General features: G+C 52.3%; 13 protein-coding genes. 10 read left to right on the forward strand and 3 right to left on the reverse strand.

Annotated features, from left to right (window positions below; genetic code table 11):
* Positions 1-167: 167 nt before the first annotated feature.
* The 4 genes from rraA (at position 168) to ACR0JW_RS22965 (ending at position 4259) form a co-directional block, all read left to right on the forward strand.
* Complete coding sequence (rraA, locus tag ACR0JW_RS22950) at positions 168-641, forward strand: ribonuclease E activity regulator RraA (RefSeq protein ID WP_480714527.1); 474 nt, start codon at positions 168-170, stop codon at positions 639-641.
* Positions 587-1693, forward strand: coding sequence for an AbrB family transcriptional regulator (locus tag ACR0JW_RS22955; RefSeq protein ID WP_480714528.1), 1107 nt, complete (start codon positions 587-589; stop codon positions 1691-1693). Before rraA ends, ACR0JW_RS22955 begins: the two co-directional genes overlap by 55 nt.
* A 262-nt stretch (positions 1694-1955) precedes the next feature.
* Entirely contained in the window at positions 1956-2711 is a 756-nt protein-coding gene (locus ACR0JW_RS22960) for a helix-turn-helix domain-containing protein (RefSeq protein ID WP_480714529.1), read from the forward strand.
* A 435-nt stretch (positions 2712-3146) separates the two neighbouring features.
* Positions 3147-4259, forward strand: coding sequence for an alpha/beta fold hydrolase (locus tag ACR0JW_RS22965; RefSeq protein ID WP_480714530.1), 1113 nt, complete (start codon positions 3147-3149; stop codon positions 4257-4259).
* A gap of 273 nt (positions 4260-4532) precedes the next feature.
* Here ACR0JW_RS22965 and ACR0JW_RS22970 read toward each other — a convergent pair whose 3' ends face one another.
* Positions 4533-6002, reverse strand: a complete 1470-nt coding sequence (locus tag ACR0JW_RS22970; RefSeq protein WP_480714531.1) for an arylsulfatase — start codon at positions 6000-6002, stop codon at positions 4533-4535.
* Position 6003: 1 nt separating this feature from the next.
* Between ACR0JW_RS22970 and ACR0JW_RS22975 the strand changes: the two genes are divergently transcribed.
* The 3 genes from ACR0JW_RS22975 to ACR0JW_RS22985 all read left to right on the forward strand — a co-directional run bounded on the left by ACR0JW_RS22975 (position 6004) and on the right by ACR0JW_RS22985 (position 8861).
* The gene (locus ACR0JW_RS22975; protein ID WP_480714532.1) at positions 6004-6180 is read left to right on the forward strand and encodes a hypothetical protein; all 177 of its coding nucleotides are present in this window, start codon (positions 6004-6006) and stop codon (positions 6178-6180) included.
* Between the two features lie 80 nt (positions 6181-6260).
* Positions 6261-7163, forward strand: a complete 903-nt coding sequence (locus tag ACR0JW_RS22980; RefSeq protein WP_480714533.1) for a LysR family transcriptional regulator — start codon at positions 6261-6263, stop codon at positions 7161-7163.
* Between the two features lie 612 nt (positions 7164-7775).
* Positions 7776-8861, forward strand: coding sequence for a DUF2652 domain-containing protein (locus tag ACR0JW_RS22985; RefSeq protein WP_480714534.1), 1086 nt, complete (start codon positions 7776-7778; stop codon positions 8859-8861).
* 489 nt (positions 8862-9350) lie between these two features.
* On the opposite strand, the gene ACR0JW_RS22990 is transcribed toward ACR0JW_RS22985, so the two are convergent.
* Positions 9351-9992: a TetR/AcrR family transcriptional regulator gene (locus tag ACR0JW_RS22990; RefSeq protein ID WP_480714535.1), complete on the reverse strand. Its 642-nt coding sequence runs from the start codon at positions 9990-9992 to the stop codon at positions 9351-9353.
* 230 nt (positions 9993-10222) lie between these two features.
* Between ACR0JW_RS22990 and ACR0JW_RS22995 the strand changes: the two genes are divergently transcribed.
* From ACR0JW_RS22995 to ACR0JW_RS23005, 3 genes are all read left to right on the forward strand, one after another.
* On the forward strand, positions 10223-11038 hold the full coding sequence (locus ACR0JW_RS22995) for an enoyl-CoA hydratase/isomerase family protein (RefSeq protein WP_480714536.1): 816 nt from the start codon (positions 10223-10225) through the stop codon (positions 11036-11038).
* A gap of 410 nt (positions 11039-11448) precedes the next feature.
* On the forward strand, positions 11449-11883 hold the full coding sequence (locus ACR0JW_RS23000; protein ID WP_480714537.1) for an ester cyclase: 435 nt from the start codon (positions 11449-11451) through the stop codon (positions 11881-11883).
* 463 nt (positions 11884-12346) lie between these two features.
* The gene (locus ACR0JW_RS23005; protein ID WP_480714538.1) at positions 12347-13255 is read left to right on the forward strand and encodes an alpha/beta hydrolase; all 909 of its coding nucleotides are present in this window, start codon (positions 12347-12349) and stop codon (positions 13253-13255) included.
* Positions 13256-13713: 458 nt separating this feature from the next.
* Here the strand turns inward: ACR0JW_RS23005 and ACR0JW_RS23010 are convergent, their stop codons facing one another.
* Entirely contained in the window at positions 13714-14187 is a 474-nt protein-coding gene (locus ACR0JW_RS23010) for a DUF6714 family protein (RefSeq protein ID WP_480714539.1), read from the reverse strand.
* Positions 14188-14333 lie beyond the last annotated feature (146 nt).

Here is a 14333-nt window from a genome sequence, read left to right on the forward strand (position 1 = left end):
ACGGACCTGTCGTATCGGGAAAGGACCTCTTCTCGGCGGTCTGTGCAGCTGAAGAGTTGGAAGAAACAGCCAAGCTGCTCGTGGCATTGCGGGACATGCCAACCCGGTTTCTGGATGTAGCTCAAGTCGCAGAACTCAAAGATACTTTCGGAAGGATGTAATCCATCATGAAAACCGCTGACCTTATCGATCACCATGCGTCAGAGCTTACACTTGTCCACCTGCCGTTTCGGCAGTTCGGGATAAAACCATTCTTTGCGGCGCAAATACAGACAGTGAAGTGCTTCGAAGATAACACGGAACTTAGGGCGCAACTGGAAACACCCGGTGAGGGGCGCGTCTTGGTTGTCGACGGCGGAGCATCAACGCGAATTGCAATTCTTGGCGATATGTTGGCTGATCTTGCGATCAAAAATGGATGGGCTGGTCTCATCCTGAACGCCGCAATTCGAGACAGTGCCGAAATCAATCAAATGGACACTCTGGTATTCGCCTTAGCAACCAGCCCCGTCAAAAGCGCGAAACGTGGATGGGGCGTAATCGGGGAGCCGGTGAGCTTCGGTGGAGTTAAATTCCATCCTGGTGATTGGGTTTACGGCGATGCGGACGGCGTGTTGCACAGCAAGAAGCGATTGGTCTGATTTCGAGTTTCGCCAAATTCTCACAGCATGGCGCTATCATAGTCACGGCAGCTGTTGCTGGCTGGCTTGTATCGCTCACAGGCATTCCACTGGGGTGGATGATCGGGTCAATGTTGGTGACCATCGCCGGGTCGTTGAAGCAGTTTCCTGTCAAACTACCGGGCCCTATGTTGGACCTGGTAAGAGCAAGTGTAGGTGTGATGTTAGGAGCATCCTTTACGCACGAGTTGCTTTCATCTTTTGGTGCTTGGTGGGTGTCACTGGCCTTCTTACTGTTAGCCCTTGGAATAATGTACGTCCTTGGTTTCTACCTTTTACGACGTATTTCGCGATTTGATGCATTGACAGCTTCTCTATGCGCAATGCCGGGTGGCATTGCCGAAATGGTGCTGCTTTCCGAGCAAAAGGGTGGGGATCAGGCTCGTGTCGCTATCGTTCATGCGTTGCGCATTGCATTAGCAATTTTGCTGATTCCGGTACTAATCAACCTGATCGCAGACTTCGAAGTCATTCCACCCGAAGCGCAAACACAGCTGGCTTCGATCACGTTCACCGATTGGGTTTGGATCATCGGATGCATCGTTGTGGGAATGCTAGCACGGGGTAGGGTGAAGCTGCCGGCACCTATTGTGGTAGTGCCGATGATATTCAGCGCGGCCGTTCACTTGCTGGGATGGACAGAATTCGAGATCCCGGTTTCTGTGACTGCGTTGGTACAGGTCTTCATAGGCATTAATGTTGGTGCACGCTTTTCCGGAGTTCCCATCAAAGCTCTGATCGCAGCTCTAGGTGCAGCGGCCATGGTTGTCGTTCTCCAGATTACTGTGGCCTTCTCAGGCGCATTGGCTGTTGCGAACGTGTTGGAGACAGACCCGGTCGCACTCGTCTTAGCCTATTCACCTGGAGGCTTGGCGGAGATGTCAATCATAGCGGTGAGCGTTGGTCGCGATGTTGCGTTCGTCGGCGTGCATCATATTTTTAGGGTCTTGGCGGCGCTTGTTTTGGCACCTGTCCTCGTAGCGGCTCTGTCAAAGCGGGATATCAAGCACTGAGTAATCCGATGGAGTTCACTTGCTCAGAAATCGATGCCGCGTTTACTGCAAAGCTTGTATGTCGCCAAAGTACTAGTTGGCCGCCTGCGAGAAGGCCGACCGAGCCGCGCTACATTGAAAGGGATCTACCACAACCTCGCAATTGAGTTGTGTTGTTCGGTTTTGGGTTGAACTATTCCAGTCAAAATGCACTTTTGATTGAGTTTTGGTGCGTTCAAGTTGATCGAACTACGCTAAGACAATCGACCATTGAGCGCGAATAGTGAACCGTGCAAACTTATGGGCAAATCGTGCAAACTTATGCGCAAATGCTGTGCAATATTATGGGCGAAGACACCCAAATTTTCTGAATAAAATCAATGATAGTAATGCAGCGTTATGCGCGTCCCTACAGCTTGTGTTTGGTTGCAGATACTACGACACACCGTTCGTACCAGCTCAGATTGATGGGTTCTTTGCAGCGATGTTCGGAGAAATTATTAAGCGATCCATCAGCGAAAAATGGAACCCCGATGACGTGATGGTCACTATAAGCGACCCAAACGCACTTCCGTCCGAATTTCTTGGATGTTCGGTTTTGGCTGGAGATCGACGTGGTCATCGCGTTGCTTTCCCAGCAATCTGGCTAACGGAGCCATTTTCTTCCGACGACTTTTTCAAAGGACCAAGTGAACGATCTGGAACATCGCTACCTCCGAGGCGAGTAATTGTCAGTGTTAGAGAAGCTCTCAAACCACACATTGGTGTACAGCCTCTGAACAATGAAATTGCCGCAGGTATCTGTGGTCTTTCAGAGCAGCAACTGTCACGTAAACTTCGCAAGGAAGGCACAAGCTTGGGCAAGTTGATTGCAGAATTGAAATGTGAACATGCAGAAATGCTTCTTTCTCAGCAGAAGGCCAGCGTAGCAGAAGTCGCAGACGTGCTAGGGTATTCCGACGCAACCAGTTTCGCTCATGCCTTTCGTGGCTGGACAGGTAAGGCACCGAGTGACCTAAAAAAGCAGCGTGAAAACTAGGTGCCCTTACTGTTTGCAAACTAGGACAAGATCGAGCTGGAAGAGGTCGTTCAGTCCGAAAGACGAATAGTCGGCTCGGGATATTGAAGGTCAGTGCTAAGCTGATTAACCGTTCAGAACAGTGACGGCTTCAAGTTACCTTGCTTGCATTGACGCGAGGCCGTTGAACGGCAGGTTTGTTGCGCTCTACGAAACTGCACAGTCTAGGGCGAATGTCCGGTTTGGGCTGCGGCCTGCCAATCATGCTTGTTGCCGAGAACGGCAGCATTGAGCTCATTGTACGAGTTGTCGGGGGGATGAAAATGTCTGCCGGAATCCATGCTCGCGCTGCCCGCTTACTTGATCCGGATTGAAAACTTTGCCCAACCAGATTTAGTTGACAGAAATCGCGCATCTCATCGACCGATACAGTGGACTCGCTGAGAGGACAAACACATGAACGGGATCAAACCGATCAATCTGCAAGAAGGTATTCGCTCCCGTTTGGTGCAAGGCGTGAATGGCTTGACCATGCATATCCTCGAAGCCGGGTATTCCGACCCGTCTCGTCCATGTGTTTTGCTGCTGCACGGCTTCCCCGAACTGGCCTACAGTTGGCGAGGCGTCATGCAAGGGCTGGCCGCACAAGGCTATCATGTCGTCGCCCCAGACCAACGGGGTTATGGGCGCACATCTCATTCAACCACGGAATATGGCTCGGACCTCCGTCCGTTCTACCTGCTTAATTTGGTTCGCGATGCATTGGCGCTTGTTTATGCAATCGGAAGAAAATCCGTCTGTGCGGTGGTCGGCCACGACTTCGGTTCGCCAGTCGCCGCATATTGCGCCTTAGTAAGACCGGATGTTTTCCGATCCGTTGCTCTGATGAGCGCACCTTTCGACGGCCCGCCGCCGATTTCCGAAACCGATGAAGTCGATATGGCTGCGGGTCTTGCGGCGCTTGCTCCACCCAAGAAGCACTACCAACACTACTACTGCTCGCCAGACGCAAACGCCGAAATGCTTAAACCAGATACGGGATTGCCGGACTTTTTGCGCACCTATTTCCATGTCAAAAGCGCCGACTGGGCCAGCAACGAACCCTTTGTGCTGAACGGTTGGACACCTGACGAATTGGCCCGGATGCCGTCGTACTACATCATGGGGATGCACGACAGCATGCCAGAGGCTATCCGTCACCATGCACCGACGAGGAGCGAGATCGATGCTTGCCGCTGGCTCACGCAAAACGACCTTGAGGTCTATGTTGAGGAGTTCGGAAGAACTGGGTTTCAGGGCGGACTCAACTGGTATCGATGCAGCTTTTTGCCGGATCATCAAAACGAACTACGGCTATTCGCCGGTCGAACAATTGATGTTCCCTCTTGTTTCATCGGCGGAGCAAGTGACTGGGGGGTCTATCAATCGCCCGGTGCACTTGAGAGAATGCAAAGGAGCGCTTGTACCGACATGCGACTTGTCGAACTCGTGGACGGTGCAGGGCATTGGGTTCAGCAGGAAAAGACATGCGAGGTCGTCCAACTGCTGATAACTTTCCTCAAAGGCTAGTGCGCCTTCGAGAACTGAAGCAGGATACGCGCCGAAAATTACCGCTTGGTCCGCAAACCGGAGCTGCAAAGCCTATTTTAGAAGGTCCGGTTTGGGTTGCGAACAGTCATAGGCACGGGAGGCAGCGAAGGTCGATGACGAGCCCAAACTTACCAATGCTGCGCTGGGTCCAAATGACAATCGGTGCATAAGCGGACCTTCGTCAGCAGGTGTTTCCCGCGAGTTCTTGTTAGGATCGGGAGGCAAGGATTGGTGCCTCCCGTGAATTGATTTCTACTGTGACATCCCGCCTTCGGTCGAGATTTGTTCTTCAACATGACCTTGGTTGGTGACGTCCGAACCCCGTGGAGGATAGTGCTTGAACGTAGAAAGGTGGTTTTGAACGATTTTGGCCGCCGGCCCAAATGCCCACATCTTGTTGCCCATCCAGCGGGTATACATCCCGGATTCCTCCGCCGCTTTTTCGTAAGGATCGCGACGCAGGTTGAAAAGCAGCGGCGCGTTCAGTTCCTCTTTTGGGCCCGCCCACCCTTCGGTTTGGATAGTGAAATGCGCTTTCCAGTCACCGTGCCGCACAGCCTGCAAGTCTGGACCCTCGTAGTAGATGATCTCGTCCCGGTTGCTCTCGTCCTCACCTTTCAGGAATGACAGTTGATTGTACCCATCCAGATGCACCTGATAACCCTCGTAACCCTCCAGCAATGATCCGGCCAGATCGTCAGGCCCGCCAGCAGCGGCAACAAGGGTGGGCATCCAATCAAGACCCGCAAAAATACCGTTGCTCACGGTTCCGGCGGGGACTTTGCCGGGCCAGCGAATGATGGCGGGGACGCGGAAGCCGCCTTCCCATGTCGTGCCCTTTTCGCCATGGAACGGGGTCGTTCCACCATCGGGCCAAGTCATGGTTTCGGGGCCGTTGTCAGACGTAAAGACAACAATCGTGTTGTCCGAGACGCCCAGTTCGTCCAACCGCGCCATGACTTTGCCCACGTTGTCGTCAAGCTCTTTCATCACGACGTCCTGCAAACCGCGACCGTCGCCGAGCATGGCCTCGTATTCGGGGCTCAGATGGGTCCAGACATGCGCGCGCGCCGGTGCCATCCAGACAAAGAACGGCGTTTTGCTATCGACTGCGCGGTTGATGAAGTCCAGCGTGTGGGCTGTCACCTCGTCGTCCAGAGTCTTTTGGCGCTCGGGCGGGGCAGGGCCATCGTCGATGATGCGTTGCTTGCCAACCAGACCCCAGCGTGGGTCCACAGTTTCATCGACTGTATCCGTGGCATAGGCGTGAATGATGTTCCGAGGGCCAAACGTGTCGTTGAATTTCTGATCTTTTGGCCAGTCCGGGTCGGATGTGTATTCCATCGCGTTTAGATGATAGAGCCAGCCCCAATATTCATCAAACCCCTTCACCGTCGGCAGGAATTTGTTCATATCGCCCAGATGGTTCTTGCCGAACTGCCCGGTGGTATAGCCCAGAGACTTTAGCATATTGGCCAGCGTCGGGTCATTTTCATTTAGACCCTTTTCAGGATCTCCGGGCAGGCCGACTGTGTGCATTCCGGTTCGAACCGGTAATTGTCCGGTGATAAATGCGGATCGCCCAGCAGTGCAGCTTGGCTGAGCATAGTAATCCGTCAGACGCATACCGTCGGCAGCCAGTTGATCAAGATTGGGGGTTTTGATGCTCTTCACACCCTGATGATAGCTGCCAAGGCTGGCCCAACCAACATCATCGGCCATGATGACAAGAATATTGGGTTGGTCGGTTTCGGCCAAAACCGGCAGGGCACAGACCGAAGCTGTGGCCAGCGTGGCGGAAACCGCAATGGATCGAAGAATGAACATTTTTACCTCTGTGGACGTGGAAGACGATATCGATGGTGGGAATATCGAAGGGTCCATCAGGGATAGCGATTGAGAGTTTCTTGTCGCAACAGAGCTTTACCATGATTGCATATTGTGAAAACTAAAACACAAAACCTGAAACAATTAGACCGTATGATGAACGAAAACGCTTTGACCGCCTTTCTCGCATTGGCTGAAACCGGCAGTTTCCAAAACGCCGCTCGTGCGATGGGTGTCTCCAACGCGTCGTTGTCTCGCTATGTCGGGCAGGCTGAGGACCACACAGGACTTGTTTTGTTCCATCGCAGCCGAAACAGCAGCACGTTGACACGCGCGGGGCAGGAATTCTTGCCAATCGCCCAGGCGTTGCGTGAAGACCTGGACCGCTATGCGACCCGTGTTTCTGGATTGCGCGAAACCGGGCCGGGCACTTTGCTGATCGGTTGCGGGCCGCTCACCACGAGAACCCTGATCCTGCCCGTCTTGGGAGCCGTCCGAAGAACAATGCCTGATCTGCGTTTCCGAATTCTGGTGAGTGCCTACGCGCGCCCGCTCGATTTGTTGCAGGCAGGAGAGTTCGACGTATTCCTCGGTGATCTGACCTACACACCCGAAGCAGAAGACGTAGAGATCATGGTGATGGAGAAGCAACCCATTCAGTTCGTTGCTCATCGAGATCATGAGATTCACCAGCGCGGCCCGCAAACCATGGCAGGCATATTCGATTTTCCCTTTGCATCACCCCATCTCCACAAACATTGGAAAGCCGCTTTGACAAAAGCACTTGGTGGCGGTGCCGAGGCTGTCGAAAAGGTCAATGTGCAGCCGCATATCGAATGCGACGACTACAACCTCCTGACTGGACTGCTGGCAAAGCCTGAATTTATCGTTGGAGGGATGCCGGACACATTCGCAGAGCTAATCCGTGCAAAGACCGCAAAACCCGTGTCGATGAAACAGAACCTTACATGGAACATTTGCGCAGCGCGCAAGTCGCAGAACACGTATGCCGCGGTTGAATTGGTTTGGAATGAACTTGCCAAGTATCGGGCGTGATCGGTGGCGGGAGGCACAGGGAGACCTGTAACTGAAGCATTTTCTGGCCCAAACGTAGGTCGTTTTCTTAGGCCCGGTAGAATTGTCGAAGTTCCGCTTAGGTGCCGAGAGCAGTTTTTTGAATGCAATTGACCAACGGCAGCAAAGTCCCGCTTCTCGGGATTTGCAAAGTCTAGTTTTGAATGTCTGCTTCGGGCTGCACTAGTCACTGATGCGAAAAGCAGCGAAAGGCGGCACTGAGCCCAAACTACCAATCTGCCGCGGCGCGACGAATGCCAGCTATCACCAAAAACGGTGGCTTCAGCTGAATCAATTTTACCACTTCTCACAACACTTCGCGTCTCGCCCTTCGTAGGGCTCCGAAACTTTCGCCGGTCCATTTCGAATTGATACTCGTTGTCTTCGTCAGCGCCGTCAAACGCCTGCTGTTCCATGCGGAGGTGCGCAATAGAAATGCGCCGCTGGTGCTCTCTGGGCTGCGTTCGATACCGAACAGCAGGCGTTGCGGCCTCAGCAGCGTCTATATGATATGTTGGGCGGGGGTGGACCCGCTTGTCCGGTATTGTGTCGGCAGTTACAGTGAAGGGACGGAATGCAAATGGGAATGCGCGGATGTCTGTTCAGACAGGTTACCTGCTAATCGCCGATATTACCGGTTATACGGGATACCTGACCCGGTCAGAGTTGGAACATGCCAACCCAATCATCCGTTCTTTGCTTGAGGCGGTTGTAATTGAACTGAAGGACCCAATGAAGTTGCGGGGTCTAGAAGGTGACGCCGTTCTCGCTTATTCGAGTGGACCGTTCCCTTCAGGTGAAACTTTCCTCAACATATGTGAAAGCCTTTATCGGGGGTTTGCTGAACGCCGTAGGAACATTGTGCAGAACACAACTTGCCCCTGCAATGCATGTCGCAACGTTGCCGATCTCGATCTGAAGATCCTTGCGCATCACGGGAAATTCGAAGAACTTTCGATTGGCCCGATGAAAGATATTTCCGGTGCTGACGTCATATTGGTGCATCGCATGGCGAAGACCGATGTGAAGGAAGATACTGGTATCCGCAGTTACGCCCTTTTCTCTGAAGACGCGTTCCAGGCAATGGGCGTCGAGTCTGATCTCATGCAATATAGCGCTCAGTTCGAGCACTTTGGTGACGTACCCATGCGGGTCTATGATCTTGCAGCCGCCTGGCAAAGATACCGGGAGACCGCCGGGCCCGTCCGCGTCACCGATGAGGATGCTGTGTTCACAACCCGGCATATACTGAAAGCACCGCCGGTAATAGCTTGGGAAATGCTCACAGATCCCCGACTCAAGATGCGATGGATGATGTTGAAAGACGCCTATCGGGAAGGGGAAGCGTCTCGAACGTCAGCAGGCGTCCGTCTGCACTGCGTTCACGAAGCAGCTCACTTTCAAATGCTGATCGTCGACTGGCATCCGTTCGAATATGTGACTGATATCCTTCATAATTCGACCATCGAAGGCCTTACAAACCTGGAGACCTATGAGTTGGTTCCGATAGAAGAAGGCACCGAGGTCGTGTTTCGGATGGGGCAATTGACTGACGCTAATGACAAACATCATCCCGCAGAGGAATCTGCGGTAATCGATCTGTTCGAGAATTTTTATCCGGTGGCTTTCGGTATTCTGGACGAAATGGCGTTGGAGCTCCAACAAGAGAAACAAGCGTAATGAGAATGATGCTTGGGAGGCTATTAATCGGAACCACTATTGTGAAGCAGCCGGTCGCTGTGAAAATCCCTCGCTTAGGGTTGTCAGCCGCCCGGCGATCAGGAACGGGTTGCTGTCATAATTTTCGAAAATTGGCTACGGAATAAGCTAGGTTTTATCACCGCCAACGTTAGCCAAAGCGGTCGCTGACGCAATCATGTTGAACGGTGGCGTGGTTGCGCATTTCGGAAGTCACTAGGTTTGGATTTGAAGGTCCGGTTTGGGCTGAGACCAGTAATTGACGCCCAAAGCAGGCCTCGCCGAGCCGGTTTCACTCGCTAATGCAGCATGTCTTTCGTCAACCTTATCTACCTGGCCGGATCATCCCGTTGCGCCAAATGTGCACGTTTTGATGGAGGCAGCTTGGGCGTCATTGCACTTCGAACGGCAAACGGTTTTTACAGATAACTCTGGACCATCGCATTTAAGGCAGATTGCAGTCGTGGTGCCTTATTCGCCAGCCCTCACAATCACCGGTAACAATTTACTCACCTCCTTCTCCAGCTCGGCAACACCGTTTGCATCACCGGAAACAACACGCGCCAACGCCTCTTGGAAGAGGCCGTCGATAGCAGCGTAAATCGCTCGGGATGAGAGGATTGGGGAACCGTTTTTCAGAAACGCATATCGCTCAACAATCCGCCAAATCATATTCTCCAACTCACGGTCGATTTGCTGCACGTCGTTCTGAAGAACATCGTCAAAAAGTGCCTGTGAACGTAGATCGTACCAAAGACGATGTAATTTGGTTTCCTTCAATAGAGTTTCGGTGAGCTTCTCAGTAAATGCGTCAACAAGGACTTCCGGTGTTTCAGCTTGCTCCGTGGCCATGTCGTAGCGGCGCACACACACTGATTTGTACTGCCGGATGCACTGGATGATCAGGTCATTCTTGTCGCTGAAGTAATAACGCAGCACACCATGCGAGAACTCGGTGTTTTCCGCAATATCGCGCAAAGAAGTCCGAGCATAACCCAACTCAGCAAGAGTTGTCAGCGCGGCGTCAGCGAGCTCCGCCTGGCGATTGGCAAACTTGCCAACCTTCGCGCGCGCGCGTTCACTTACATCGGCTAAACGATCTCGGGATGCCACCACAAAAAAACTCCATGTTTAGCAGATTCGCGCAGTTGATGCGGCTTTTCAGCCGCTTATGCAGATATTCCTTCTACTTTCGAATATCAACACATCCCATTCGTAAAGCAAAAGTCTTTACAACTGTATAAATATCCCTATTTGTAACCGCGCCGGATCCGTCAACCGTTAAGCCAAGGTGGAAGCCGGCAACTTAACAAGTCAATGGAAGAACACTCAGGAGCCTCCAAATGAGCAAGCTGCATATCAAAACGCAAAGCGGTGTGGCGTCGGTGGTCATCGACAACCCGCCAGCCAATATCTGGACGGTAGACGTCATCAATGAAATGAACGCATTCATCTTGTCGCTTAGAGATGACCGAGACACAAAGGCGGTAGTCTTCAAGTCGGCAAACCCGCATTTCTTTGTTGCTCATCTTGATCTAAACACGATCAACGGCACTCCTGGCGGTCAGGCGGGGATTATTGAGTTTAGCCATATGATCCACAACATCAAAGCCATGAAGCAAGTGTCTGTTGCTGTTGTAGACGGGATCGCTCGCGGAGGCGGCAACGAGTTCATCATGGCTTGCGACTTCGCTTACGGCACAGAGAACGCAGCCTTTGCCCAACCGGAAATCGGCGTCAACATTCCGACGGGCGGGCAAGGTGCAGTGCAATTTGCTCGGCGGATGGGGAAGAACAAAGCACTCCAGGCACTGCTGACAGGTGCAGACCTTACGTCCGAAGAAGCAGAGGCGGTGAATGTCATCACCAAATTTGTGCCCAAGGCAGAGATGGATACTTTCCTTGAAACAGTTCTTGGTGCGATCCGGAATTTGGAACTGCGAGACATCGTTATGTACAAGGAGATTGTTGCAGTTTCCGTCAGGGATGAAGCCGCGGGCGCAGAGCTAGAGCTTCGCCACTTCCTGGAACGGGCCAGAGAAGGCAAAACCCAGGCGATAATCGCAGCCTTTTTGAAGCACGGTGGTCAAACAGAGCGTGAAGCAACAGATTTCGAGGGAGTATTTGCTGATACTGCCGCTGAACTGTCCGGCTCTTAAGGTAGCTATCGGCCGCTGATCAGGTGCAAATAGATCATGGATGGCACATCCATCCATGATCAAATCTGCGCTGTTTTTCGAAGTTTCTAGGTTAGCGCAATCTCACAGTTTTCAGTGCCCGTGTCGGAACCGAACTTAGAAGGGATGGTTAAGATTGAATTTGTCTTCGGGCATAAGGCCTCCAGCAAAGCAACTCAATCTGCACATACGGCAAATGCCCGGAAAGTGGCGCTTCTCGGGAATTGCAAAGAATTCTTGTGAATGTCTGTTTCGGGCTGCCACCAGCCTATCATGGTCACTGTTGAGAACTACAACAATGAGTCCAGAGCAGTCGTTTGAATATGAAGAAAACCTTGACTGGATCCACTACACTCATCCTCATTATGTAGAAAAGGCAAAAGGGGATAGGTTTGGGAAACTCGGACGCCGAAGCCAATAAAGCTGTTGTTCAACGTTACATTGACGAAATTCAAAATGGTCACTCACTCGAAGCAATCGCAGATGTTTTTGCCGAGGACTTCGTTGATCATACTGCAAGCGGGGCCGGTGCGTTCGTTGGCGGGATTGAGGGACTAAAGCAAGGATATGCTTTTTTCCTGGAGGCTTTCCCGGACTTGCACGCAGATGTTGAGAAACTGATTGCTGAAGGCGATACGGTTGTGGCTTATAAAACCCTGACGGCAACCCACGCAGGTGAATGGCTGGGGTTTCCAGCCAGCGGAAATCGCGTCGAATTCAAAATAATTAGTATCTACAAGGTCAAACATGGCAGGCTAGCCGAGTTCTGGGGGTTGCAGGACGAGGCAGCACTAAGAAAACAACTTGTTGCCTGTCAAACAGACTGAACGTTAGCTTTGTCCGACCAACAGATATCTAGCGTTGGCTCAGTTTGCACCCGCGGCGAATGACCAGAATGACGGGCCGCGCCGCGGCATCGGTGATCAGTTCTGGATGGCAACTTTGAGCCGCTCTTCGACGAGACATCGCACCACACGATTCCAGATGCTAAGCTGCCCCCGAGATCGGCAGAAAGCCCAAAGCGGAAGTGCGAAAGACAGACTTTGCCATCTTACGGCAGGCGACAATTTCGCCCATTGAGCGACGGGGTGAGTTTTCTCCAACCGAGCGGTTACGCTCAAAGTCAACTGCATAGCAATTGCGTGATCTCTTTCAAAGAAATCAGTCACAACACTTCAGCGAGGTTCCAAATTGGGTAGGTTTAGCAAATTCAACAGGGGTGCTCTGGCCGTTGTTTTCCTCTCACATGCACTGATTGCTGCACCTCTTGAAGCGCAGGAGGCTGCCCCGGTGACCTATGCGCTGGAAGCAGGTGTGGTTTATGGACAGGGAGTCGTGACGAAAGAGGGTAAGGAGGTTTCGCGTGATTTGTGGATGGACATCTATCATCCGACCGAAGCTACAGTCACGCCGCGACCTGCTGTAATTCTCACCTTCGGCGGTGCTTTCCATCGCGGCAGTCCACGGCTTACGTTTCAGTCCGGTGGTGCTCAGGACACCTCAATGGGCAATTATTGCCGTCGGTTTGCCGCGCGGGGCTACACGTGCTTTGCAATCGAGTATCGGCTGACACCCGAAGGGCCTGTGCCATCAGGGGAAGGTTATCAAGCCGACTGGGTCGAACCCAACAGTCTGTTGCCACTATTGCCCCAAGCCAACCATATTCGGGGGACTATGAACCTGCCGCCGCTTGATTTCAGCATCCCCGAACAAGAGAAGACAATGGTTGATGGCGTAATCTCAGCTGCCGAAGACTTGCGCCAAGCGGTGCTGCACATCCGGGACTCCGCTGCCACTTACAATATCGACCCGAACCGTATTGTGCTTGGCGGGTTTTCCGCAGGCGCAGTGACGTCTTGGAATGTTGCACATGGTATGGGAGTTCCTGTCTCTGGTGTCTTTCTCCTGTCCGGAACTGACGCCGGGTTTGACGTGAACAAGGCGGTTACAGCTTCGTCAGACAGACCGCCGATCCTCATGTTCATGGGTCAGTATGATCTGGCTGGCGCGTTGTCTTCGGTTCCCCTCCTTATCGCTCACTACGAAGAAGTCGGTGTGGAGCATGAGTTTGCATGGGTGCCGGGCTTTGGCCATTTCTATCCTGCTGGTGCAGCCAGTTTGGGCGGCGATGCAGTGAGCATGTCAGTGGAAGGACGGATCGCCGAGTTCCTCGAACGTGTTATCGGCAACGGGCAGTGACGTAGAGCTTGTCAGCGGCGTTCTTCGCTGTTCCGAATTTCTTGTTCATCTTTTTTCCATATTGGTTTCGGTGAACCAGAAATCCTCCGTTGCTCTAACACCTTTATCTGTCTGACAGGCGCTGACGTCAGACAATGTCAGTCAGAGGCGCGCTCCGTGCGATTTTCTATGAAAGGCGAAACGCAACCTCGTCCGCATCTAGGAATAGCGCTGAAGAACAAACCTGGTTGGTTGGAGTGTCGGACCTTCGAAATATCAACTCTTATCTGGCCTTTCAGCAAACCATCCGCTGCCATCGATATAGCAAAAAATGCCAAGTGACAGTGCGCTGGTTCCCCCCCATAGCCGTTGCCATTGCTCATCCTCAGCCAATGCCAACGGCAAACCGGTTACGACAAAAAGCGCTGCGAAGAGCCACATCAAATACGTAAATATCATCAAGCCGGTAACCACATGCCTTATTCTATCCAGTAGTTAATCAATGCGGCTTGTGCAAATTCACCAAGATTAGGATGGTCGCTGAAGTGGTACAGAAACCTCGACACGGCCTCCGTCTGTGCAGGCGTCAATTGGGTGAACTTGGACTTCCTGAACTCGTGCAGCATTTCTTTAGATGTGCCAGGGTCGAGCGCCAGAAGGATACTTTCACTGGCATATTCCGGGCTGTCCGAATTTCGCAGAGTCCAAAGCAGATACGCAGGCAAATAATACTGAAATGCCTTGGCGCTGAAGGCAGTGGGGGCAGCGTAACCGTAAACGATCATTTGATCGGTCATCTCATGCCATTTGACCCCGCCGTAGAATTCAAGAATATCCACGTCATCCATACATTCGGGGTGAAGAAGTTCATCATCAGCAGGTGGATCAAGGCCGTCAAATGCAGCAATGATCTGAGTTGCAAGAGCTTCCGTTGTTGTCGTTACCTTTGGCATGGTGCCATATTAAACTGGCTGAAACCCCGAAATCGAGTGTATCAGCAACAATTCGGATTCGAGTGATTGCGATGGATAACGGACAGAGGCTCTTTCAGGACGTCAGTCATGAATTCCACGACAATTCCATTTATGCCCTAAAATTG

It is taken from the genome of Ruegeria sp. BG6, from assembly GCF_056538465.1.